20 protein-coding genes are annotated in these 23,114 nt (G+C 73.4%); 4 read left to right on the forward strand and 16 right to left on the reverse strand.

From position 1 onward, the window contains the following. Window positions 1-45: 45 nt before the first annotated feature. Window positions 46-996, forward strand: coding sequence for an alpha/beta fold hydrolase (locus ACZ6Q9_RS16375; RefSeq protein WP_393259271.1), 951 nt, complete (start codon window positions 46-48; stop codon window positions 994-996). Here ACZ6Q9_RS16375 and fxsT read toward each other — a convergent pair. From fxsT to ACZ6Q9_RS16455, 16 genes are all read right to left on the reverse strand, one after another. Next, window positions 990-4,904, reverse strand: coding sequence for an FxSxx-COOH system tetratricopeptide repeat protein (gene fxsT, locus ACZ6Q9_RS16380; RefSeq protein ID WP_396829276.1), 3,915 nt, complete (start codon window positions 4,902-4,904; stop codon window positions 990-992). The genes ACZ6Q9_RS16375 and fxsT overlap by 7 nt on opposite strands. Next, window positions 4,901-6,109 (reverse strand): TIR-like protein FxsC, encoded by a 1,209-nt coding sequence (locus ACZ6Q9_RS16385; protein ID WP_393459300.1) that lies wholly within the window; start codon window positions 6,107-6,109, stop codon window positions 4,901-4,903. Before ACZ6Q9_RS16385 ends, fxsT begins: the two co-directional genes overlap by 4 nt. After that, the gene (locus tag ACZ6Q9_RS16390) at window positions 6,096-6,776 is read right to left on the reverse strand and encodes a TIR-like protein FxsC (protein ID WP_393259267.1); all 681 of its coding nucleotides are present in this window, start codon (window positions 6,774-6,776) and stop codon (window positions 6,096-6,098) included. The genes ACZ6Q9_RS16385 and ACZ6Q9_RS16390 overlap by 14 nt, the downstream gene beginning before the upstream one ends. A 77-nt stretch (window positions 6,777-6,853) precedes the next feature. Beyond that, on the reverse strand, window positions 6,854-7,675 hold the full coding sequence (locus tag ACZ6Q9_RS16395; protein WP_396829282.1) for an aminoglycoside N(3)-acetyltransferase: 822 nt from the start codon (window positions 7,673-7,675) through the stop codon (window positions 6,854-6,856). A 26-nt stretch (window positions 7,676-7,701) separates the two neighbouring features. Further along, the gene (locus ACZ6Q9_RS16400) at window positions 7,702-10,047 is read right to left on the reverse strand and encodes an FxsB family cyclophane-forming radical SAM/SPASM peptide maturase (protein ID WP_396829283.1); all 2,346 of its coding nucleotides are present in this window, start codon (window positions 10,045-10,047) and stop codon (window positions 7,702-7,704) included. A 240-nt stretch (window positions 10,048-10,287) separates the two neighbouring features. Continuing rightward, window positions 10,288-11,190, reverse strand: coding sequence for a DUF4231 domain-containing protein (locus ACZ6Q9_RS16405; protein WP_393459297.1), 903 nt, complete (start codon window positions 11,188-11,190; stop codon window positions 10,288-10,290). Between the two features lie 64 nt (window positions 11,191-11,254). Further along, a complete protein-coding gene (locus tag ACZ6Q9_RS16410) occupies window positions 11,255-11,701 on the reverse strand; it encodes a SitI3 family protein (protein WP_396829277.1) in 447 nt (148 codons plus the stop codon). 14 nt (window positions 11,702-11,715) lie between these two features. Further along, a complete protein-coding gene (locus ACZ6Q9_RS16415) occupies window positions 11,716-12,138 on the reverse strand; it encodes a CdiA C-terminal domain-containing protein (RefSeq protein ID WP_396829284.1) in 423 nt (140 codons plus the stop codon). 152 nt (window positions 12,139-12,290) lie between these two features. Next, a complete protein-coding gene (locus ACZ6Q9_RS16420) occupies window positions 12,291-12,818 on the reverse strand; it encodes a DUF6244 family protein (protein ID WP_393459293.1) in 528 nt (175 codons plus the stop codon). A gap of 81 nt (window positions 12,819-12,899) precedes the next feature. Continuing rightward, window positions 12,900-14,084 (reverse strand): hypothetical protein, encoded by a 1,185-nt coding sequence (locus tag ACZ6Q9_RS16425; RefSeq protein WP_393259259.1) that lies wholly within the window; start codon window positions 14,082-14,084, stop codon window positions 12,900-12,902. Next, the gene (locus ACZ6Q9_RS16430; RefSeq protein ID WP_393259257.1) at window positions 14,081-14,593 is read right to left on the reverse strand and encodes a SigE family RNA polymerase sigma factor; all 513 of its coding nucleotides are present in this window, start codon (window positions 14,591-14,593) and stop codon (window positions 14,081-14,083) included. The genes ACZ6Q9_RS16425 and ACZ6Q9_RS16430 overlap by 4 nt, the downstream gene beginning before the upstream one ends. Before the next feature lie 156 nt (window positions 14,594-14,749). Next, a complete protein-coding gene (locus ACZ6Q9_RS16435) occupies window positions 14,750-17,848 on the reverse strand; it encodes an FG-GAP repeat domain-containing protein (RefSeq protein ID WP_396829278.1) in 3,099 nt (1,032 codons plus the stop codon). A gap of 108 nt (window positions 17,849-17,956) precedes the next feature. Then, a complete protein-coding gene (locus ACZ6Q9_RS16440) occupies window positions 17,957-18,430 on the reverse strand; it encodes a DUF6098 family protein (protein ID WP_396829279.1) in 474 nt (157 codons plus the stop codon). A 120-nt stretch (window positions 18,431-18,550) separates the two neighbouring features. Next, window positions 18,551-19,609, reverse strand: coding sequence for a tryptophan--tRNA ligase (trpS, locus tag ACZ6Q9_RS16445; protein WP_393459287.1), 1,059 nt, complete (start codon window positions 19,607-19,609; stop codon window positions 18,551-18,553). Window positions 19,610-19,693: 84 nt separating this feature from the next. Further along, window positions 19,694-19,870, reverse strand: a complete 177-nt coding sequence (locus ACZ6Q9_RS16450; RefSeq protein WP_350712322.1) for a hypothetical protein — start codon at window positions 19,868-19,870, stop codon at window positions 19,694-19,696. A gap of 43 nt (window positions 19,871-19,913) precedes the next feature. Continuing rightward, window positions 19,914-20,363, reverse strand: coding sequence for a PRC-barrel domain-containing protein (locus tag ACZ6Q9_RS16455; RefSeq protein WP_393459284.1), 450 nt, complete (start codon window positions 20,361-20,363; stop codon window positions 19,914-19,916). 285 nt (window positions 20,364-20,648) lie between these two features. Between ACZ6Q9_RS16455 and ACZ6Q9_RS16460 the strand changes: the two genes are divergently transcribed. The 3 genes from ACZ6Q9_RS16460 to ACZ6Q9_RS16470 all read left to right on the forward strand — a co-directional run bounded on the left by ACZ6Q9_RS16460 (window position 20,649) and on the right by ACZ6Q9_RS16470 (window position 22,343). After that, window positions 20,649-21,116: a hypothetical protein gene (locus ACZ6Q9_RS16460; RefSeq protein WP_393259247.1), complete on the forward strand. Its 468-nt coding sequence runs from the start codon at window positions 20,649-20,651 to the stop codon at window positions 21,114-21,116. A 147-nt stretch (window positions 21,117-21,263) separates the two neighbouring features. Then, window positions 21,264-21,827, forward strand: a complete 564-nt coding sequence (locus tag ACZ6Q9_RS16465; RefSeq protein WP_393459282.1) for an alpha-ketoglutarate-dependent dioxygenase AlkB — start codon at window positions 21,264-21,266, stop codon at window positions 21,825-21,827. A 255-nt stretch (window positions 21,828-22,082) separates the two neighbouring features. Beyond that, complete coding sequence (locus ACZ6Q9_RS16470) at window positions 22,083-22,343, forward strand: SCO4848 family membrane protein (RefSeq protein WP_393459279.1); 261 nt, start codon at window positions 22,083-22,085, stop codon at window positions 22,341-22,343. Window positions 22,344-23,114: the final 771 nt, after the last annotated feature.

The following is a 23,114-nucleotide window of genomic DNA, read 5'->3' on the forward strand; positions in this document are numbered from 1 at the left end:
GAGTTACGAGTATTGGCTGGTTGCGGCACCGAAGGGCAGGATGGTGTGACCCGAGACGGCGAGCCAGGGGCCGACTTCGCCACACGCGAGGACAGCAGACGCGTGGCGTACGAGGTGACCGGCGCGCCCGACGGATTCCCCGTCTTCCTGCTCCACGGCACACCCGGCAGCCGCCGTGGCCCGAAGCCCCGCAGCATCGTGCTCTACCGCATGGGCGTCCGGCTGATCGCCTACGACCGCCCCGGCTACGGCGACTCCGACCGGCGCGAGGGCCGGGACGTCGCCGACGCCGCCCGCGACGTCGAGGCGATCGCCGACCACCTCGGTGTGGAGCAGTTCGCCGTGGTCGGCCGTTCCGGGGGCGGCCCGCACGCCCTCGCCTGCGCGGCGGACGCCGAGCTGCGCGGCCGGGTGACCCGGGTGGCGGTGCTGGTCAGCCTCGCCCCGTGGAACGCGATGGAGCTGGACTGGGTCGGGGGCATGAACACCGGCAACGTCCGAGGGTTCGGGGTGGGCACCCCCGACACCGCCGCGGTGGTGGAGGAGATCCGCCAGCGCGCCGAGCGGGCCGCCGCGGATCCCCGGCTCCTGCTGGCGGATCTGCGGACGGAGATGAGCGCGGCGGACCGTCGGGCGGTCAACGACCCCGCGCTGCGCCGGTTGATCACGGACACCTACGAGGAGGCCCTCCGCGCGGGCCCGTACGGGTGGATCGACGACGTGCTGGCCTTCCGCCGCAACTGGGCGTTCGACCTCAAGGCGATCGACACCACCGTGACACCCGTCCGGCTGTGGCACGGCGCCGACGACAACTTCGCCCCGGTCAGCCACGGCCGTTGGCTGGCCGCGCAGATACCCGGCGCCGAGATGGAGATCCGGCCCGGGGCGGCGCACTTCGACGCGGTCGAGGAACTGCCGCGCATCCTGCGCTGGCTCACCGACCCCGCCGCGGCGCTGAGCGGCGACCTGCTGATCGGGGCGCGGCCCGGTCAGTAGGGGTGCGGGTCGAGGACCCGACGCACGTACCGCCCGTCCCGCAGCAGCACGACGCTGGGGTGGTGCTGCCCGATCCGGTTGGCGAGCCGGTCGGCGATCCGCATCCGGCCGATGCTCACCCGCCCGCCGGAGGCCGCCTGGTTGGCGGTCTCCAGGTTGCCCCGGCTGCGCAGCGTGTCGGGATGCTCGGGCCCGAGCACCTCGGCCAGCCGCTCGACCACGGCCCGCAGCCGCTCGCGCCCCTCCTCCGGGTCGCCGGCGAGGATGGTGAAGACCGCCACGTTGTTGGACGCGGCCATGGCGAACGGATGCCGGTCGCCGAGCGTGGCGAGCAGCGCCGCCGCCGCGGCGTCGGTGAGCGACCGGCTGGCGTCCGTGTCGCCGGCGTCCCACAGGGCCACGCCCAGGTTGACCCGGCAGACCAGGGAGTACGGGTGCTCGGGCCCGAACACCCGGACGAACATCTGCTCCACCTCGCCCAGCTCCGCCAGCGCCTGGGCGCTGTGGCCCTGCAGCATCAGGTTCGCCGTCCGGCTGAGCCAGGTGAACAGGGTGTCCGGGCTGGCCGGCCCGAGGGTGGCCAGCAGCCGCTGGTAGGTCTCGTCGAGCAGGTGGGCCGCCTCGTCGATCTCCCCGGTGCTGCGCAGCGACACGGCCAGGTTGGCCTGGGCGGTGAGCACGTCGCGGGAGTGGTCGCCGAAGAGGTTGCGGTAGCCGGTCACCACCTCGCGCAGCAGCGCCACGGAACCCTCGTAGTCGCCGGTCTCCCGCAGGTCGCGGGCGAGGTTGTTGGCCGACGCCAGGGTGTTCGGGTGCTCCGGACCGAGGACGACCCGCAGCCGGCGGTTGGTGGCCTGGTCACCGTCGAGGGCCCGGTCGAACATGCCCATCAGCCGGTAGGAGGCGGCCAGGTTGTTCGCCGCGGTCAGCGTCCGCCGGTGGTCCTCGCCGAAGACCTCGACCGACGCGGCGTACGTCCGCAGGTCACGCTCCAGTGCCTCCCGGTAGCGGCCCAGCGTACGCAGGTCGGCGCCGAAGCCACCCGCGGTCATCAGCGTGTACGGGTGGCTGTCGCCGATCAGCTCCTCCTGCTGGCGCAGGGTGTCCTCGTCCAGCCCGTGGGCCTCCTCGAACCGCCCGAGGCGGCGCAGCAGGTTGGCCAGGTTGAACCGCAGGTGCAGCAGTTGGACGCGCAGCTTGCGGTGCTCCGGCCCGTCCGGCGGCAGCTCCGCCAGCAGCGCCGACCAGACGGCGTCGGTCTCCCGCGCGTACCGCTCGCCCTGCTCGTAGCCGCCGTTGACGTAGATGTAGCGGACCCGGTCGATGACGAGCTGCCGGACGTCGTCGTCCTCGCAGGAGATGGCGTCGGAGCCGTCGAGGTGGGGCCAGAGGATGCGGAACCGCTGCTGGTTCGCCGGGTCCTCCACCTCGCCGGGCGGGCGGGATCCGGCGAGGATCTGGTGCACCTCGTGCTTGGCCGCGACCAGCTCGTCGTCGGACATCCGGGCGCGCAGCGCGGCCTGCAACAGCCGGTGCACCTGCACCCGGTGCGCGTGCGGGTCGAGCTTGATCAGCGCGAGCTTGTTCATCCGCTGCACCAGTGCCGCCGCGATGTCGCGTTCGGACACCCGGTCGGCGACCCGGGCAGCCACCACCGGGTCGTGGGGGGCGATGACCCGGGCGACCTGGTCGCCGTAGAGCAGGTCGAGGGAGATCTCGGGGGCGAGCACCGACGCGAGCTGCAGGAGACGGTACGCCCCCGGCGAGCCCTCCTTCAGCCGTTGCAGCGGGAGGTCCCAGACCTCGGTCTCCAGGCCGGTGCGGCGGAGCCCGGCAAGGTACTCGTCGACCGGCGTCCGGGTGTCGGCCAGCCACGCCCCGACCGTGGCGACGAAGATCGGCACGTTCTCCACGGCGTCGGCGACCTGCTCGGCCTCGGCGACGCTCATCAGGTGCTCGCCCAGCCGGGCGCGCAGGTGCGCCACGCTCTCCGCCCGCTCGAACGCGTCCACGTCCACCGCCCGCGCCAGATCGCCCCAGTCCGGGTTGCGGGTGGTGACCAGCACGTGGCCGTTGCCCTGCGGGAGGTAGGGCCGGACGTGCTCGTACTGGTCGGCGTTGTCGAAGATCAGCAGCCAGTGCGGCGGCGCGGTGCCGTCCGCGCGGCGCTCGGTCTGGCTCAGCCGCTGCCGCAGGGCGCGGTTGGTCTCCGGCATCGTCGTCTGGGTCGGCAGGCCCAGCTCCTCGCTGAGCTCCACCATGCGCACGTCGACGAACTGCGGCGGGTCGGCGGCGACCCACCAGATGATGTCGTACGCGCCCCGGAACCGGTGGGCGTACTCGATGGCGAGCTGCGTCTTGCCGAGGCCCGGGCCGCCCCGCAGCGCGACCGGGGTACCGCCGCCGCCGGCCGCCTTCAGCTCCTCCCGGAGCCGGCGCAGCAGCTCCTCGCGCCCGGTGAAGCGGGCGTTGCGGGCCGGCGCGTTGAACACCGCGGCGCGTACCCCGGGGAAGCGGGCGGGACGCAGACCGGCCGTGCCCACCGTCCGCCCGACCAGCTTCAGCAGGTGCGCGGCGGCCTCCTCGGCCGTGAGGTCGTGCACGGCCGTCCAACTGCCGATCGGGACGTCCGGGACGGGCGGGGTGTCGTCGACGTACACAGCCAGCCAGGCCGGCGCGCCGCGGTCGCTCTCGGGCACGCCGAGGGCGCGTCGGGCCGCCTGGTAGGACCGGGAGACCAGGCGGAGCTCGCGGAACGCCGTGCCCGACGGCACCGGCGCCGGATCGTCGAGCGGGGCGGTCACCACCCGCAGGTCCGCCGAGTTCAACACCGACTGCGCCCACTCCGCCCAGACGTGGTCCTCCGGCACGTGGCGCAGCACGACCAGCTCGTCCACGACCGCCGGCTTGCGCTCGAAGCGCTGCACCGTCTGCCGGCGCAACTGGTCGTCCATCCGGGGCAGCCCGGTGATCCTGCCGTTCGTGATGTGGCTGGTCAGCGTCTCGTACGCGCTCAGCAGGGTGGTGCGGCCACCCGGCTCGTCGCCGAAGGTCGCCAACGTCTCCTCGTACGCGTAGTACGCCCGGTAGGGCACCTCGACGGTGAGCCAGTAGTGCTGCCGCTCGGTGTCCGTCATGCCACCGGGCAGGCCGGCGAACCGCTGCATGGCCAGCGCCCGGCCGGCGTCCCGCTTGCCCTTCTCCCCGTCGTCGACCCGCATCGGCACGGGCAGCACCCGCCGCGCCCGCCGCCCCTCGTAGTCGCGGACCCGGGCGGCCACCGCCGCGGCGCCGTCGATCCCCTGGTCGCTGAGGGTGAAGCAGTCGACGAGGACGTCCGGCAGGTGGATCGTGCAGATCTCGGCGACGTCGCTGATGCCGGTGCGGCTGTCGATGAGCGCGTAGTCGTAGTGCCGCTTCATGTCCTCGCGCAGCGCGTCGAAGAACTGCGCGCCGCCCAGCCGGTTGTAGAAGTTGTCCCAGTTCAGGCCGGTCACGCTGGTGGCGTAGTCGGGGTTGTGCCGCCCGGCCAGGAGCAGGTCGAGGCTGCCGCCGCCGGGGAACTCCCACCCCACCGAGAACGCGTACCGGTGGACCCGGGCGTACTCGCGGTGCCAGTCGCCGGGGCGGGTGCTCTCGGCGCCGTCCTCCTTGCGCCGGCGGGCGTTCTCCCACTCGTAGTCGAGGATCAGGTCCATCACGCCGCCGGTGGTGGCGACCTGTTCCGGGTCGAGGAACGGGGCGTAGAACCGGTGCAGGCCGGGGGACTCCAGGTCCCAGTCGGCGACGAGCACCCGCTGGCCGTTCGCGGCGAGGATCCACGCGGTGTTGGCCAGCGCCATGGTGCGGCCCGTGCCGCCCTTGTAGGAGTAGAAGGTGACGACCTGGCCTTCGCGCGATGGCGTCATCGTTCGTCCTTCCCTCGCGTGACGTCGAACGGCCGCACGGGCGGCGTCGGGCTGCTTCCTGGCGGTGCCCCGGTCGGCCGGCCCGGCCGCAGGCTCGGCTTCGGGGTGGCCGGCCCGTCCGGCGGGTCGACCGGGCCGTGCCGGAGGAACTGCTTGCGGGCCTCGGTCACCAGCAGCGGCGCGCAGCGCTCGAACTCGTCGATCGCGCGTGCCGGCAGCACCCGGGGGAAACCGGCGTCCTGCAACGTACCTGCGATCGACTCCGGGACCGGCTCGCCACGCTCGTGCTCGGCGGCGATCACCAGCGGGACCACCCACCGGGGCAGGCCCGCCAGCGCCGACCGGGCCGCGGCGGCGCCGGTGGCGGCGTCCACCAGCACGACGGTGGGGCTCCCCGGAGCCAGGGCCCGGGCCTGCGCCAGGTCGACGACCCGGGTCGGCAGGCCGAGCCGCTCGGCGGTCGCGGCCACGTAGTCGGCCACCGCCAGCTCGTGCTGCCCCGCGTAGGGCCGCCACCGCGCGTGGTCGGTGAGGGTGGTGACCACCAGCGCCGGGCCGCCGCTGTCGGTGACCGGGTGGCTGGCCAGCGTCGCCGCCCGGGAGCGCGGCAGCGGCTGGGTCTCCGTCACCGTGACGATCCGCTCCGCCAGCGCGGTGAGGACCCGCTCGTACTGCCGTCGGTAGGCGCTGAGCTTGCAGAGCGCGCGCAGGCCGTTCTCGGCGTAGTCGGCGCGGTCGTCGGCGTCGGCGACCAGGTCGAGGGCCTGCGTGGTCTCCGGCCGGTCGCCCCAGGACGGCAGCGGCAGCCACAGCACCGGCAGGAGGTGCCGGTCGGCACGCGCCGGGCCCAGCCGGGTGAGTCGGCTGCGGAACGACTCGCGCTCGCCCAGGGCCCAGGCGTTGCGGAAGTAGTTGGGCGAATGCAGGGGCACGAAGACGTGCGTGAGGCTGAGCGCCTCGGTGAGCGTCTGCCGCAGATCCGCCCCGGGGTTGACCAGACCGTCGAAGAAACCGGCGTCGAGGTCACCGGTCCTCGTGGCGCCGCGCCGGACGGCCGCGGCCAGGTCCTGGAAGAACCGGCTGACCCAGTAGTCGGTGTCCGGCCGGGGTGCGGCCGACAGCGGCACCGAGTGGGCGTAGCTGAGGAAGAAGTAGGTTTCCCGGCGGGGGACGGCGCGGGACTGCGGGAGGTCAGACCACGTCATGCCCGACCTCCTCGAACGTGTCGCGCAGCTGCCGCACGTCGCCCGGGACCTGCGCCCGCACCCAGTGCGTCTGGTACGCCCGCGCGATCCGCTGTGCCAGCCGCCAGACCACCGCGTCGTAGGCGTCCTTGCCGTTCTTGCCGAGGCTCAGCAGGCCGTAGATGCCCTCGTCGTGGTACTGCGGGGCGATGTCCGAGGGTAGCCGGGTGGGGGTGAACATCTGCCGCCGCGACACGACCTCCGGCAGGCGCCGACGGTCCACCACCGACCAGTTGACCGGGATCACCGGCGTCTCCCCCGCGGACGGATCGGCGCCCGGGCGGGTCAGCATCCGCCGCCGGGTGAAGGCGTCCCACTCCCGTGCGCACCAGGCGCTGTTCAGGTACTGCGGCGAGATCAACGGGATGAAGACCTGGCAGTGGCCGGCGGCGAAGGCGAGGTCCTCCGTCCACACCTGCCCGCCGTCGAGCATCCGGTCCATGAAGCCCGCCGTCCGGCCGGGGCCGAGGCCGAGCAGCTCCACGACGTGGTCGGAGAGGTCGACGAAAAGTTGGAAGACCTTCTGGTTGGTGTCGCGCGGCGGCGCCGCCACCCGGTTCTTCGTGCGGGCGTAGCTGAGGAAGAACACGGGGGCGCTCTCGTCCTCCCAGTACGTTTCCTCTGTCACCTACCGCTCCCGACCGGCGCAGCGAGTCCCGGCTGCCCACAGTATCGACAGCCGCCAACTCTCGGCTGCCCGGCCCGTCACCCCCGGTGTTCATCCATCCACCCCCGGGCGAAGTCGACCGCCGCCCGGAGGCCCACCAGCCGGCACTCGGCGCCCCCGACCCGACCGGTCCGCACCCCGCCGGCGTCGGTCAGCGCCCGGCCGACCAGCGGGAAGTCGGCGTCGTCGAGGTCCGGGGCGCGGAAGTCCCGCCGGACCCGCCGCCCGTCGGGGCCGCGCACGTAGCACCGGTACGCCCGCTCGGCGGGCGGCCGGCGCAGCCGGTACTCGGCCAGGTGGAACGCGGTGCAGGCGGACCAGTCGACGCCGAGCAGCAGCACGACGGCGTCGGCGGCGTAGAGCGCGCCGAGGGGCGAGCGTTCGCCGAGGTGGCAGGCGAGGTCGTGGACGGCGGTCAGCCGGGCCGCCCCGGGACCGAGGGCGGCGAAGGACGTCTGCGGATGCCGGCTGCGCAACGCGCCCGGCTGCCGGCGTACGTGCTCGGCGAAGATCCCCATCCCCTCGGACGGGCTGCGGTCCGGATCGAACGGCGCGATCGCCGCCTCCACCGCCGCCACCTCGGGGCCGGTCAGCCCGGCGGTCGCCGCCCGGAACGCCCGCGACGTGACGGAGTTGCCGGCCGTCTGGGCCGGTACGACCACCGTGCCGCCTTCTCCCAGCACGTCCCGCAGGGCGTCCAGCAGAGCCGCGGGGCCGCCCGCGACCGGCCCGACCCGGGACAGTGCGCAGTGCACCAGCACGGTGGCGCCCGGCGGCAATCCCAGCTCGCGCAGGCCCCCGGCCAGCGCCCCGCGCCCGAGGGCGGGGTGCCGGCCCGGTGCGGGGTCGGCCCGGCGCACGCTCGGCAGTGCGGGGCCGACGCCGGTCACGCCCACCCGTCCACCGTCGCGCGCATCCGTCGGACGAACCGGTCGCCGGGGGCCGTCAGGACGCCGAGGTCGAGCAGGGCGTCGATCGCCCCGTCGGTCCAGTCACGGTAGCGGCGGAAGTGCCCCTCCGCGACCGGCCCGGGCCGCCGCCGCCACACGTCGGCCACCGCCAGGTGGGCGTAGACGCCGTGCAGCGCGCCCTCGACCGGCCGGGGATCGTCGCGCCACGGCACGGTCAGCGTCCGGGTGTCGTCGCGGTCGAACAGGTCGCAGACGTCCAGCGCCGCGCTGAGCTTCAGGTGCTGCACCTCGTGCACCAGCAGCACGGCGAGGGTGGCGTCGTCGGGTACGGCGGTGACGGCCACCGCGCCGAAGGCCGCGCCGGCGGCGGCGCTGCGGAACCGGCCGGTGCCGTCCGCGCGCAGCGGCACGACGGCCCGCAGCAGGGTACGGACCCCGGCCGCGTAGTCGGGCGCCTCGACGTCGATCCGCCGGACCGCCCGCGCCAACTGCCGCGTCCACCCCAGGGCGGCGGCGCCGGTCAGCCGGGGCTCCACCGGGACGTCGTAGCAGTCCCGGTGCGGGTCCGTGTCCTCCAGCAGCAGCCGGTGCCCGTCGACCCCGACCGCACGCACCGGCAGCCAACCGTCCGGGCCGTCCGCCCGCGCCGGGTCGCCGTCCCGGCCGGCGTCGGGGATGACCCGCCGGCCACCGACCCGGACGTCACCCTCGTCGGTGGCGAGCCGGACGACGCCCCGCTCGGCGCGCCCGGTGATCGCCCCGAGCGTCGGCAGGCCGACCAGCCCGTCGCGTACCGGCACGGGCAGGTCGGCCCGGACCCGGGCGTGCACCGCGGCGGCGGCCGCCACGCAGGCCAGGTACGACAGGTCGGCCGCCCCGTCCCGGCACCGCCGGGCCCAGCGCCGCACGAACGGGTGGGTCAGCACGGCGCGGACCGCCTCCGGGCGCCGGTCGTCGAGGTCGACCAGCAGCCGCCATCCCTCCGCGGCGACCGGGTCGGAGCCGACCCGGTCGCTGAGGGCGACCAGCAGGGCGCGCACCAGCGCCAGGTGGATCGCGGCGAGCTGCTCCGCCGAGCCCGCCGTTCCCGGCCCGGCGCCGAGGTCGTCGAGCACGTCCGGGCTGAGCGAGTCGGCCGGGCGGGCCGGCTCGTCGACGGCCGGGGCCGCCGTCACCACGCGGACGAGCTCCAGCAGGTCCGGGCAGTAGACGGACGGGTTGTCGAAGCCGTTGCCCGCCCGGTACCGGTGGGCGTAGAGCCCGCCGCCGCAGTGCCGCACCACCGGGCACGCCCGGCACGTCGCGCAGAGCCCCGCCAGACCCGTCTGCCGGACGGCGATCCCGGGGTGGGCCGCGGCGTCGTCCACCCGGTGCCGGAACACGTCGAGGCCGGTGGCCGCCGCGCCCTCGAAGGCCGACTTGAGCGAGTCGACCTGCTCGAAGGTGCCGTCGGTCTCGACGACGACCAGATCGGCCGGGCCGAGCCCGACCGCCTCGCTGCGGCTGCCGTGCCCGGATGCGGTGGAGATGAGGGACTCCAGCAGGCGGATCGGCACCGGGCGCCCGTCGGCCAGCCAGCGCCGGTGCACGGCCAGCAGCCAGTCGGCGTACGGCGTGGCGCGGCCGTCGGGGCGGGCGGGCGGGTTGTCCCAGTTGGCGTGCGGCAGCAGGAAGTCGACGTGCGGCGGCTCCTCGGCCAGCAGCGCCTCGTACACCCGGATGGGGTCGTTGGCCACGTCGACGGTGCAGAGGATGCCCGCGTAGGCGGACCGGTAGTCGGGACTGCGCAGCAGCGCCAGGGCCCGCAGCACCTGGCGGTGGCTGCTCGCCCCGTTGGCATGCCGGCGGTGCCGGTCGTTGGCGGCCCGGTCCCCGTCGAGCGAGATCCCGACCTTGATGTCGTGGGCGACCAGCACGTCGCAGATCGCCGGGGTGAGCAGCACACCGTTGGACTGCATGCGCAGGTCGAGCCGCGCCACCGGGTCGACGGCGCGGCGCAGGGCGGCGGCGGTGGCATCGAGTCGGGCGGCGCCGGCGAGCAGCGGTTCGCCGCCGTGCAGGACCACCCGGACGCCGTCGAGCCGGTGCGCCGCGGCGTGCTCCGCGATCCGCCCCGCGACGGCCTCCACCGTCTCGGGCGCCATCATCCGCGGCTGGCGTCGCCACGACTGGTCCGGGTGCTCGTAGACGTAGCAGTGGTCGCAGGCGAGGTCGCAGCGGCTGACCAGCTTGAGCACGTACTGCGACAGCGGGGCGACGTGCCCCGTCGGCTCGCCGCCCGCCCCGGCCGGGTCAGATCGCAGAGATGAAGGCCGCGACATCGACACGGGCCGGACGGTCCTCCCTGCGGGTGGTCACGCGGGCGACGGACCGGGCCCGGTCGAGGGAGATCCGGCCGAGCGGGGTGCGCCGGAGGTCGTCCAGTGGCGGCGGGGTCGGATCGGGCTGGCGTACGGTGCGATCCACGTCGGTTCCCCCATTTTGGTCGGGAGTGGACGGACGCCGTCCACGGCGACGGTCAACGACACTATCGACGATGCTATATGGCACAGCGCGTGATGTCACTGCTGCGCAGCGCCATCTTGCTCGATCATCTTCGCCATCCACCCCTCGTTGGACAGCGAGATGATCCGTTCCGTCTCCGCGACGAACGCGTCGTCGTCGGTCCAGCCCCGCCCGGCCTCCCGGGCCACCCGCAGCCGTGTCAACTGGTCGGCGGTGCGGGCGTACTCGATCTGGTGGTGCTCGTACTGCTGGGCCGACCCGTAGCCGACCAGCGCCGTGGTGACGGCCGCCGCGACGCCGATCCAGGCGGTGAGCCCGAGGTTGTCACCGAGCACCCCCACCGTCGCGGACATCAGGGCGGCGGCGACCGTCAGGGCGGTGGTGGCGTACCGGATCCGGCGCGCCGCCCGGGCCGTCCGGCGGGCCCCCGGCAGGTAGTAGTCGTCGACCTGCCGCCGCAGCCGTTCCGTCAGGTACGTGGCCACGTCCGAGACCGCAGGCAGCGGCCGGGCGGCCGGCGGCGCGTCGAGGGTACGGCCCACCAGATCGCCCGCGTCGTCCATGAGCGCGTCGAGTCGGCCGAGCAGGACGGCGTCCCGGTCGGCACCGCCGAACGGGGCGACCCCGGCGAGGTAGCGGTGAACGTCCGCCTTCAACGCCTCCGAGACCGAGCGGAGCCGGGCCCACGCGTGCACCGCGTCGCGGCCGGCCCACCGGGCCGCGACCGGTACCAGGAGCAGCGCCGCCGCCGCGACGATCGCGAGCGCCCGGCCGGCGCCGCGGTGGGTCTGCCCGAGCTGGTTGGCGAGGGTGCCGCACACGGCCGCGCCGACGGTGAGCGCGGCGACGGCCAGGCGCGCCCGGGTGATCACGCGCTTGGCCCCGACGGCCGCCCGTGACCAGGCGGCCTGCCGCTGCCACACCGTCTCGACGACTGGCGAGGTATCGAAGTTGGCCACGATCGGATGGTAGGACGCCGCCGCCCGTTCCCGGCGCGGCGCAGCGCCGGTCGCGGCGACCGGGTCAGCGGGGCAGGAAGCTGTCGTACGCCTCGTCGTACCAGTCGGCCTCGTTGTGCCGGCGGATCGTGCCGTCGACGCGGGTCAGCATCAACCAGTTGTCGTTGAGGACCAGCGCGGCGTCCTCGGGCCGGTCGGCCAGGATCCGGCCCACGGTCCGCAGCATGTGGGGCCTTCCCCGCTCGGTCAGGGTGTCCTTGCGCATGTGGAATCCGACGTCGACGTAGGTTTCGGGCTCCCACACCCACAGGCCGCCGTCATCCTCGGCCTCGTAGTAGCCGTGGGTGCCGGACGTGATGCTGACGACGAAACCGCATTCGTCATTGAGGTCGGCGCTCAGCAGGCGGTTGCCCGCAGGTGTCGGTGTCTCGGTCGCACCCGGGGCGGCCAACCGGGCGATCTGCTCCAACGGGATGTCGCCGGCGAGCGTCAGCCGGTAGCTGATGGACATGTGTTCGGCCTTCCTCAGGTCCGCCTCAGGATTTGGACGATAGTGCCGCTTCGGGTGACCGCCACCAGTTCCTCCAGACCCGGTACCGGCCAGTCGTGGAACTGCTTCTGCAGGGCTGTGAGGTCGCCGCGCCAATCTCGGAGGTTCACCGTCACGCGTTGGGTCTGCGCGTCGTCGACCTTCCTCTTGACCGCGCTCCACACGGCTCGGGACGAAGTGGTGGGAGAGGGAGAGTAGCAATCGAAGACGTCGCCCTCGATCAGGTAATCCGGCGATCTCCGCGGGTCGACGATGTCACCGGTGCGGAGCCGCGCCTCCGCGATTTCCTGCGTCGTCGGGTTCTGGTGGACCTGGTAGCCCCTGTCGGCGAGGGTTTCGGCACAGTCGTTCTCCAGTTCCAGCGATCGTCGCTCGGTTGGCCTCTCGTTGGGTGGGATGCGGGTGCGTGGGCCGGTCGGTGCGCCGCCGGGAACCCCGGTGGGTTGCCTGGTCCACGGCACGAGGCCGGAGGCGTCGCCGCCTGCGGCGGGGACGGTGGAGGCGTGGTCCGCGGGGGTGGGGCCGGTCGGTGTGGCACCGCCGGCCCCCGTCAGTTTCCCGACGACCCCAGTTGCCGCGCCTCGGCGATCGCCGTGTCGACGAACTGCCGGGCGGTGCCGGTGCGCTGCACCGTCAGCACCAGCACCTGCTTGACGTTCTCCAGCGCCTGCACCAGCGGCCCCGGCTGCCCGCCCTGCAGGACGGTGGTGACGAGTCGTTGCGCCTCGCCGACCTGGGCGATGGTGGCGGCGGCCGCGCCGCGCATGCCGTCGATCGCGGTGCCCACGGGGGTCAGCCCGGCGGTCGTCTCGTCCGGCGTGGCCTCCTGCGGGACGGCTGCGGTCGCCTTCGCGGCCTCGCCGAGCGTGGTGGCGAGGCCGCCCAGGCCGCCCCGGATTCCCGCGATGGCGTCCCGCACGCGGGCCAGGCCCGCCGCCACGGCGGCGAAGCCGGCGCCGGCGGCCCGCAGGGCCACCTCCTGGGCCTGCTTGTCGGCGGCGGCCGCCAGCCCCTGGGCCCTGTCGACGCCCGCCGTCAACGCACGAAGCTCCCCGGTGATCTTCTCGATTTGCGACACGGCGTCGACTTCCCCGATCGAAGGCAGTAAGGATGCTCGAAGCTGCAACGTAGCGACAACCGTCCGTCGCCACCAGACCGGTCACCCGGTCCGCAGCCACCACAGCACGTGGTTGTTGCCCGTTTCGGGATCCGGTCGGTCGGTGCGGATGTCCGTGGTGAAGCCCCAGTCGGTCACGCAGGCGTCGATGTCGAACTCGAAGGTCAGGTCGACGCTCTCGCCCGGCCTGAGTCCCCGGTGCCCGCCGTCCTGGGCGGGATGGCCGGGGGTGTCCAGCCAGTAGGGGCCGTCGTACGAGCCGTTCGGCAGGAACGCGCCGCCCCGCCACTCCAGGTGGAACCGGTCGGAGACCTGCCTGCTGTGGTTCGTGACGGTGAACGTCACGGAGACGTGGCGCGTCGCTCCCTCGCACGGCCCCGAGACGGGCCCGGCGACGGGCGTGGCCACGGTCAGGCCCAGGTCGACCGGGCGCTGTCTCACCGGGAAGCTGGTGTCCCCGCCCACCTGCCCGTAACCGTCGCCGTTCCAGGCGTACTGCCGCTCCTGGCGCTGCTGGTCGACGGCGGCGCGGGAGTCGGCGACGGTGGCCGTGAGGCCGCCGCGCGGGCGGGGCCCGATGCCGACGATGGCCGGCATCTCGGCGGTGGTCGCGACGACCTGGCCGAGGGTGGCGACGCGGCCGGCGGCGTCCCGGTCGAACGCCACCACCTGCTCCGCGCCGTGCCCGCACCGCAGCAGGGCGGCGGTCTCCAACTCGGCGTCCCCGTCGAGGTCGGCCTGGCGCAGTTCCACGACGCCCACCCTGGCGCCGCTGACCTTCGCCGACGATGCCAGCCGGACGAGGCCGTCGGCGCAGGTCGCGCCGGACGGACCGGTCCAGGGCCAGCCGGGTACGGCGACGGGCGCGGCGGTCAGCTCCGCCAGCGTGAGGGGGCCGCCGCCGCGGGCCGGGACCGTCCTCGACGAGGACGCGCTCGGTGACGGCGTGGCGCTCGCGCTCGGGGCGCTCGGCAGGCCGGTGGTGTCGACGCTGGCACCGACCGTGGCCGGGTCCGGGCCGGGCTGGCCGCGGCCTGTGCCCATGAACGCCGCCACCGGCAGCACGGCCACCAGGCCGGCGGCGACGGTCGCCGTGGTGACTCGCGTCCTGCGCCGTCGGGCGACCATGTCGCGTACGCCACCAGGGGGACGGACCGTGGGTCCGAGGTCGGCGGTCAGCTGGTCGAAGGCGTCGTCGATCAGTTGGACGTCGTCGTGCTCGCTCATGACACGTCTCCTCTGAGTTGGCTGGCCAGCGCGGCACGCCCGCGGCTCAGCCAGGACTTGACGGTTCCCTCGGCGACGCCCTCCTGGGCAGCGATCTCGGCGACGGAGAGCTGGGCCATGTGGTGCAGCACGACGGCTCGCCGGTGCTTCGGCGGCAGCGTGGAGAGGGCCCTGACCAGGGCGACCCGGTCGGGGTCGGGGCCGTCGACGACCGTCATTCGCTGCCTGCGGAGGAAGTTTGCCGCCGTCCGGCGGCGCCGGAAGCGGCTCGTGGCCAGGTTCCACGCCACCTGCCGCACCCACTGGGCCGGGTCGTCGTAGTCCCGGATCTTCTGCCAGCGGACGTACGCCCGGCAGAAGGCTTCCTGCACGAGATCCTGCGCCTCGGCGAGGTCCCCGGCGTACGCGTACAGCTGGAGGGTGAGCGACTGGAACCTGGCCCGGTAGAACTCGTCGAAGTCGGTGGCACGGGCGTCGTCCGGCGTCACGACCATCGGCTTGACCGGCATGGCATCACGTCGCCTCTCATCCCCGTGGCTGCGGCTGGCGTCAGCCGCCACAGGCACACGCGCGAGCGGACCGGTGGGTTGCACCTGGTTCCGTCCGGAGACGGGACCGCCCCCGGTCGCCGTGGGCGTCCGGGGGCGGTCCGTGGTGGGGCACGCTCAGATAATGATCTTGAACATGTTCCAGCCGCTGCCGGCCTGGACCCGGGCGGCGAAGGAGCCGTTGCCGAGCCCGGAGTAGCGCCAGAGGAGGCCGCCCGCGTCGCGGGCGACGAGGTCGTTGCGACCGTCCTCGTCGAGGTCGCCGACGGCCACCACGCTGTTGTAGATGTTCCAGCCGGCGTAGACCTTGACGCGCGCGTTCCAGCCCTTGTTGCCGTTGCTGAGGTAGTGGTACATCACGCCGTTGGCGTCGATGCCGAGCAGGTCGCCGTGGCCGTCGCCGTTGAGGTCGCCGGCGCCGGTCACGCGCGGGTACATGCCCCAGCCGGAGCCGACCTGGACGCGGGGGTTGATCCCGCCATGGCCGGTGGTGGTGTAGAGCCACAACTTGCCGTCGGAGTCGATGCCGAGGATGTCGTGGTGGCCGTCGCTGTTGACGTCACCCGGCGCCAGGATCGACCGGTACATCATCCAGCCGCCACCCAGGCTGACCGTGTTCGCGCCGCCGAAGCCCAGGTAGCCGGTGCCCAGGTGCGCCTTCATGTACCCGTTGCCGTCGCGTACGAGCAGGTCGGGAAACGCGTCGCCGTTGTAGTCGCCGAACGGCACCAGGGCCGAGGTCCGCTCGGCGCCCGAGCAGCTGAGGCACCAGTTCTCGGTGTACCCGTTGCTGTAGAGCTGGCCGCGCGGGGACGTGGGCAGCGTTCCGTACCAGTGGCCGTCGCCCGTGGACTTCACGCCGAGCAGCGCCGGCCCGCCAGCACAGGAATAGCCGCGGAAGGGGAAGGTGCCGCAGTGGACGAGCAGCTCGCCGGAGCCCACCGTGACCGGCGCGGCGGACTCGGTGGGAGTGCCGCTCAGCGTCCAGGTGTACGCCCCGTTGAGCGCCGACTGCCCCGACGGCAGCTTGCCGTCCCACCGCAGGTAGACGGACGTCCGTGCCTTGCCGCCGCCAGCGCGGTGGACCAGCTCGCCCGTCCACTTCCGGGTGATCGTGAGCTCCCAGCTCCAGAGCGGACGGCTGGGCCGAACGTCGGCCTGCCAGGGAAGGCCGGAGGAGCGCGGATAGACGGAGTCGTCCGCGATCAGGCTGCCGAACTGGGGCGCGGTGCCCGGCACTCCGGTGTCGAGCACGTGCACCGCCCGGTCGGCGTCGACGTACGCGACGCCGGAGCCGTGCCGGTCGACCGCCCAGCGGACGCCGCGACTGTCGGCGGGGGTGCCGGCGGGCAGCTCGGCGAGCGTCACCGGGGTGTGCAGGGCGCCGTCCTGGAAAGCGGTCATCCGCAGCGCGCCGGTCTCGTGCCGGACGAGGAAGCCGTCCCCGAGCAGGGCCGGCCCGGCCGGCACCATGAGTTGCGTGTTGCTCCGCAGGTCGCGGACGCCCGCGGGGCCGGTGTCGCCGCACGCCCAGTAGAGCCAGCGGGCGCTGGTCTGCACCTCGGTCGGGATGCAGGCCGTGCCGGTCGAGATCGTACGCGTGGCCTTCCCGGTCGACAGGTCGATCGCCATGAGCTGGCCGGCGGTGGTCGTCGCGCTCCACAGCGTGCCGAACCACAGGGCGGCCCCGGTCTTCGGCATGGTCTTGAGCACGTGGTCCGAGGTCATGCTGACCACGTACTGGTTGTCCGACGCGCCATCGCTCACGAGGAGGTGCGTGCCGGAGACGTCGAGGAGCCGCCCCTTGCTGGTGGGCAGCGGCGTCTGGTCGTAGCCACCCGTGGCCCGGTCCAGCGTGAGGGCGGTGTCCGTCGTGTCCGACGAGACCAGGTACGCGGCGCCGGCGTTGGTTCCGTCGACCAGGCGTACGCACGCCACGTCCGTCGCGCACGACACCGGGGTCGAACGGAGCACGACCCGCTCCCCGGACGTGTACTGGGGGTCGGGGAAGACCGGGTGGTTGGAGGCGACGTACTGGGTGGCACCGGTCTTCGGAGACACCTCGGAGTGCACGTGCCGCAGCAGGCCCTGCCGGTAGCTGATTCCGGCGTTCGCCACCGGGTCGCGCACGGGGAGCACCGGCGTGAGGCTCGGCGTCTCACCGGGCCGCCCCGTGATCCGGTGTACCGCCCAGTCCTTCGGGCCGGAGCCGCCGACCACCAGGGCCGTGCCGTCCGGTCCCTGCACGAGCGCCCGGAGATCCCAGGAGATCTTCGGCAGCAGCGTGGGGCGGGGCGCGGTGGTCTGCACCGGCACGTAGGTCGCCGGGAAGTACTCGCCGGTGTCGTTGTTCTGGCTTCGGCTGATCACCAGCCCGCCGTCCACGACGACGGTCCGGAGGAGGCTGTCCTGCGGGACGGTCACCAGCCGGGCCGAGGTGTCGGTGCCGCTGGTCAGCCCGCTGCGGGAGTAGAGGTGGTACTGGCCGCCGCTCGACATCCAGCCCACGGTGTCGCCCGAGAGGCGCCAGAAGGTCGAGGGGACGCCGTTCGGGATCCGCTTCACGGCCGCGGTGGCGAGGTCGAGCAGCCCCATCCGCTGCCCACCGTCGGCCAGGTAGCCGACCACCACCGAGGTCTCGTCCCCGGCGGGCGGCAGCCCGCTGGGCTTGGCGTCTGCCGGGATGCCGGTCACCGGCGTCGTCGTCCAGGTGCCGCCGGCGGCGGGGGTGCGCAGCTCCAGCTCCACACCGGTCAGCGGCGGCTTGCGCAGCAGCATCCGCTGCCCGTAGACGCCCCAGAGGACGTGGTCGGTGGGGATCTCCCACTGCTGCCAGCTCTGGTCGGCGAGGTCGAGCACGCTGACCTTGCCCGGCGCCGGCCTCGCCGGCACCTGGGCGGTGGTGAAGACGCTGTCGCCACCGGCCGGCTTCAGCGCCGACGGCTGGACGCCGGCCAGGTCCTCGACCACGACCGTCGCGCCTGTGTCGTAGCGCGTCCAGAGGTAGTCGAGGGAGTTGTTGTGCCGGTGCAGGAAGCCGGTGCGGCCGGCGAAGAACACGGCCTCGTAGGCGGGAACCGTGGCGTCCGCGGGCGGGATGACGGCGATCTCGCGGGGAGCGGTGCCGGGGTCGGCGGCGGCCGGCGTGGCCGGCGCGGTCAGCAGGCCGAGGGCGAGGACGGTCGCCAGGGCGCCTGCCGGGAAACTGCGGCCCAAAGAAGTTCCTCCTGGGTGGGGCTGCGCACAGATGCGCGCAGCCTACCGGCCGGGCAGCTCGTGGACGTGCCGCCGAACGGCTGATCCTCGCGCCGCCGGGCGGGCGGCTCAGTCCGCCCGGTGCAGCGGCCCCCACTCCGGTGACGCCTGCGCCTCGACCGCCCGGTCCGCCTCCCGCAGCGCCCGCTCCGACACCCAGGCGACGGGCCGGTGACAGTGCACCAGCGGCTCGTTGTCCGGCCCCCGGCCGCACTGCTCACCGACCAGCACCCAGGGGCGTACGCCGGGACCGCGCAGCCGGCGCAGGTGGCGGTAGTCGTAGAGCCGCCGGGCCACCCACAGGCGCACCGGCCGGTCGCCCCACCACGACTCGACCGCGAGCGGGTTCGCGGAGAGGCCGGGCAGGTCGATGCCGGTCAGAACGTCCTTGCTGGACTGGCCGGACCCACGCTCCCCGGCCAGATCCGCGCCGGGGCCCAGGGACCACCGGACGTACAGCTCCTCGTCGGGGTCGGCCCGCCGAAGCAGGTCGACGAGCTGGTCGAGCCCGTCGACGACCGGCATCACCACCTCGTTTCGCACGCCGCCCATGATGCTTCACTTGCCCCGCTCGGCGCCGGCCATGCACGACTTCGGCGGTGCGCCAGCCGGCCCGGAACCGGGCGGTCCCGGTTCCGGGCCGGGCGCTGTGCGTACGACCGCTCAGGCCGGCGTGGCCCGGGCCTTGCGGCGCCGCTCGGCCCGCCGCCGCACCTGGGTGTACGCGCTCGTCAGTCCCATCGCCCGGCGGGCCTCGACGACCGTCTGCCGCACCTCGCGCCGGGTCCGTTCGGTGCCCTCGACGATCAGCTCGTCGACCAACCCGGGGTCGGCCTCGAACCGCGCCCGGCGCTCGCGGATCGGGTCCAGGAACCGGTTGAGCGCGACGGCCAGCTTCTCCTTGACCTCCACGTCGCCGACCCGCCCGGCCCGGTACCGCTCCTTGAGGTCGTCGACCTGCCCTCGGTCTGGGTTGAAGATGTCGTGGTACGCGAAGACCGGGTTCCCCTCGACGGTGCCCGGCACGTCGGCGCGGACCCGGTTCGGGTCGGTGTACATGCCCATCACCGTGCGGCGGACGGTCGCCGCGTCGTCGGAGAGCGAGATGGCGTTGCCCAGGCTCTTGCTCATCTTCGCCCGGCCGTCCGTGCCGACCAGGGTCGGCGTCTCGGACGCGATCATCTCCGGCACGGGGAACACCTCTCCGTAGAGGTGGTTGAAGCGCCGGGCGATCTCCCGCGTCACCTCGACGTGCGCCGCGTTGTCCTTGCCCACCGGGACGACCTGCCCCTTCACGCAGAGGATGTCGGCGGCCTGGAGGACCGGGTAGCCGAGCAGGCCGTACGGCATCTCCTCCTTGCCGGAGTCGCGGGCCATGTCCTTCAGCGACGGCACCCGCTCCAGCCGGGGCACCGTGACCAGGTTCTGGAAGAGGGTGTTCAGGTCGCCGACCTCGGGGATGGCCGACTGGAGGTAGAAGGTCGCCCGCGCCGGGTCGACGCCGGCGGCCAGCACGTCGGTGACCATCTCCCGGGCGTTGACCGCGACCCGCTCGATGTCCTCGCGGGTGTTGCGCGTGGTGAGCATGTGCAGGTCGGCGATGATGAAGAAGCTCTCGTAGCGCTGGTGCAGCCGCACCCGGTTGGCGATGCTGCCGACGTAGTGGCCGAGGTGCAGCCGCCCGGTGGGGCGGTCCCCGGTGAGCATTCGTGGAACAGACACGGTGGTACGCCTTTCGTGCGTGACGGACGAGGTGCGCGCGGTCGCGCGCCGACCGGGAGGGTCCCGGGATCGGTCGGGGTCGGCTCAGTGAGCCGACCGCCATCGCCCGCCGTCGCGGAACCGCAGTCCGCCGGCACGAAGGAGGTCGATCATCTGCTCGCGGCCGTCGCCGGAGCTGGTGGGAAAGGTGGTCACGACGCCGAGCGGGAGGCCGTCGACCGGGTCGACGACCCCCGGCGCGTAGCTGATCGGCCGGACCATGCCTCCCACCGTAACCGGTCGCCCGGCGCGTGACCCGCCCGGCTCAGGGCTGCCGGTAGGTCTCCCGGTAGTAGTCGCCGACCCGGTCCCGGTAGTCGGTTTCCCGGTGGGCGTCCGGGTCGAAGGCCGGGGACTCCTTGACCTGCTCCCGGGTGCGGTCCACATGCACGGTGCGGTCCAGGTGGTCGACCCGCGTCACCGTGCCGACCGGCAGCAGCACCTTGCGGCCGAAGATCCACGGCCCGGTGTCCACCACCAGCCAGCGAGCGTCGGTGTCGTCGCTGGCCGCGTCGACCGAGCCGATCCGCCCGTCGGTGGCCTCCACCCGGTAGCCGACCAGGTCGACCGGAGTGCCGGGGCCCGGGGCGTCGGGTCCGTCGCCGGCGCCCTCCGGTCCGTCCGGCGGCGCGGTGTCGGGGCTCGCCCCGGCGTACCCGCCGGCGAGGGCGGCCGGGTCGCGCCAGGCCCAGGGGTTGAACGTCGACGGCTGCACGGGCCACCTCCGATGACGGTCGTTCGCGGTCGGGGAATCATTGCCCAACCCGCGCGACCGGGAAACGATTCGGCAATTTTCGGTTCACAGAAATGTCTCGTGCGAAATTCGTCATAGTCGTCGACCGCCGATGAGTGGCGGTGCCTCTTCCCAGGTGGCGCCGGTCGGAATTGGGCGACCGCACATCGAGGCGCAATGCGGAGTGTTCACCCGGCACATTCGTTCCGTGACCGCCGCCGACCATTCTGGTCCCGCATTCGTAGCAGGAAGAAGAGGGGGACGCAGATGTACCGCACCATTCGTCGGATCGGGCTCGTGCTCGCCGTCGCGGTCGGGCTCGTCGCCGGGGCCGGCGCCACCGCACAAGCCGCCGTCGTCAACCCGGTCACGCCGCAGGCGCTCTGCGGGCTCGGCTACACCGTCCAGGACCAGGACCCGATCCACCACGCGCAGACCGGCGTGCGGCTCGGCACCGTCTACCTGATGTACAACCCCGTCGTCGGGTACGGCTGCACGGTCACCATCAAGTCCGCGTACGCCGGCTCGCTGACCCGCACCCAGGTCTACCTCGCCGCGCAGTACCTGCCCACCCAGGTCGACGACGGCAACAGGCTGTGGGCGGCCGGCCCGGCCAGGGCGTACGTCAAGGGTGGCTGCACCATCTGGGGCGGCTTCATGGCCGACCCGACCGGCACGATCCACCACCACGACCGGGCGAACCCCGCGATCGGCGGAATCGGCACCTGCTTCTGACGGAGCTGGGGAGGCCCCCGGCCCGAGGTGGGCCTCCCGTTTCCGCGGCCACCCGTTCGGTGCCCGGTCCCGCAATCGTGGGAAATGGCGGAACGGATGCGCCGGATGCGCCCGAGCCGGCCTCGCTCCGCCGTTACCGTCGGGCTGATGGGACGGATGCGCGGCGTCCACGAGCGACCGGCGGGTCTGACGTACCAGCCGGACCTGGTCGACCCCGACGAGGAGCGGTCACTGCTCACCGCGCTCGCCGCGTTCGACTTCCGGGAGATCCGCATGCACGGGCAGATCGCCCGGCGGACCGTCCGCCACTTCGGCTTCGACTACGACTACGGCTCGTTCCAGCTCACCGAGGCCGAGGCGTTGCCGGTGGAGTTGCACGGGGTCCGGCAGCGGTGCGCCGCGCTCGCCGGCGTCCCGGCGGCCTCGCTCGCGCAGGCCCTGGTCACCCGGTACCCGCCGGGCTCGGTCATCGGCTGGCACCGCGACGCCCCCGCGTTCGGGCCGACAGTGGTCGGGCTCTCGCTGGGCGCCGCCTGTCGGTTGCGCTTCCAGCGGGGCACCGGCGACGACCGCAGGGTGTACGAGGTGGAGCTGGCGCCGCGGTCGGCGTACGTGCTCGCCGGCGCGGCGCGGACGAGCTGGCAGCACAGCATCCCGCCGGTGCCGGCCCTTCGCCACTCGGTCACCTTCCGGCAACTCGGCGGCAGGTGACCGGGCACGCCCCCCGGGCGGCCCGTTCCTGGCCACCGTCGGCCTGCGGGTGGAGCCCCGGACTCCGCGGAGCCTTCCGGCCCCGGCCCCGGCCCCGGAACAGCATCTTGTTCGGGCCGTCAGGGTCGGCAGCCGGACCGCGGGCGCCCAGTGCCGACCGGGCGGAACCGGCCGCCGCGACGGGTCGTGACCTGGGCCTCGGCCGGCCCGCCGCCGCACCGGCCGGCCCGCTCGGCGCTGGCATACTCGGCACTCATGGTGCTGTCGCGGGGTTGGGCGCTCTTCCTCACCGGGGTCGGGATCTGGACCTGGGTGATCTGGCCGAGGTTCGCGGTCGCCATCTGGAAGGACCCGCGGTCCTGGTCCACCGGCACGGTCGGCGAGTTCCCCGCCACCGGCTTCCTCTGGATCCACGCCCTGTTGATCGCGGCGTCCCTGGCCATCGGCACCACCGTCGGCGTGCTCGGCGTCCGCGCCTGGCTGGCCGCGCGGCGTACCGACCGGTCGACGCACTGACGGAATCGCCGCCCGACCCCTCCGCACATCCGGGGCACGGGGCGCCGTGCGCGCGGGGGCGCGACCTCCCGGAAGGACCCGAGCGTGCCGCACCGCCGCCGACCAGGCCGGATAGCCGGGCGGGAATGGTGTGACGGGGGACGCCACCCCCGGATTTGACGTGCAAACCCGCAGACGCGTAACTTTCTCTCTGCCAGCGCGGAACGGGGCGAACAGGGCGAAAGACCTGGAGTTCCCACCACACTGGTGTCGGGTCGGTCGGGAGTCAGCTCCCGGACGGCACGGGCCGGGCGGGGCCCGCCGGATCTGCCGCGAGGCGGATTTGGTGGAGCGGAGCCGACCGGGTAAGGTTTGACGCCGGCAGGAAACCGGGCGAGCTCGCGGGAAACCGCAGAGCGGCCGGTCTGCCGAAATCCGATGATCAGGTGTGGCGGTTCGCCGCTGCGCACGTTCGTCGGCGCCAACCCGCACGAAGCACGACAGACCGGGACAAACGGTTTGACACGGCGGAGACGGTGAGGTAACGTAGTAAAAGTGCCCGGCGCGAGAGCGGCGGGGATGTGAACGAAATGCCCCGGGTCGGGGGCTCCACGGTGTGGGGTTTCCGGGCGGTGTGTGGTTGTTCTTTGAGAACTCAACAGGGTGCTTGATAAGCCAGTGCCAAATTGATTTATATCCCGGGACTGGTCAGGCCTATTGGTTTGGCTGGTTTTGGATTCCTTTGGCAACACATGTTGTCGGGATGACTGTTTCAACAGGTTTTTGTTGGAG

The sequence above is a fragment of the Micromonospora sp. NPDC049139 genome (assembly GCF_055586845.1).

Coding starts and splice junctions, on each gene's coding strand:
- fxsT (WP_396829276.1), bottom strand. CDS start 4,904: ATGACGCCATCGCGCGAAGGCCAGGTCGTCACCTTCTACTCCTACAAG.
- ACZ6Q9_RS16385 (WP_393459300.1), bottom strand. CDS start 6,109: ATGACGTGGTCTGACCTCCCGCAGTCCCGCGCCGTCCCCCGCCGGGAA.
- ACZ6Q9_RS16400 (WP_396829283.1), bottom strand. CDS start 10,047: ATGTCGCGGCCTTCATCTCTGCGATCTGACCCGGCCGGGGCGGGCGGC.
- ACZ6Q9_RS16410 (WP_396829277.1), bottom strand. CDS start 11,701: ATGTCCATCAGCTACCGGCTGACGCTCGCCGGCGACATCCCGTTGGAG.
- ACZ6Q9_RS16425 (WP_393259259.1), bottom strand. CDS start 14,084: ATGAGCGAGCACGACGACGTCCAACTGATCGACGACGCCTTCGACCAG.
- ACZ6Q9_RS16430 (WP_393259257.1), bottom strand. CDS start 14,593: ATGCCGGTCAAGCCGATGGTCGTGACGCCGGACGACGCCCGTGCCACC.
- ACZ6Q9_RS16450 (WP_350712322.1), bottom strand. CDS start 19,870: ATGGTCCGGCCGATCAGCTACGCGCCGGGGGTCGTCGACCCGGTCGAC.
- ACZ6Q9_RS16460 (WP_393259247.1), top strand. CDS start 20,649: ATGTACCGCACCATTCGTCGGATCGGGCTCGTGCTCGCCGTCGCGGTC.
- ACZ6Q9_RS16465 (WP_393459282.1), top strand. CDS start 21,264: ATGGGACGGATGCGCGGCGTCCACGAGCGACCGGCGGGTCTGACGTAC.
- ACZ6Q9_RS16470 (WP_393459279.1), top strand. CDS start 22,083: ATGGTGCTGTCGCGGGGTTGGGCGCTCTTCCTCACCGGGGTCGGGATC.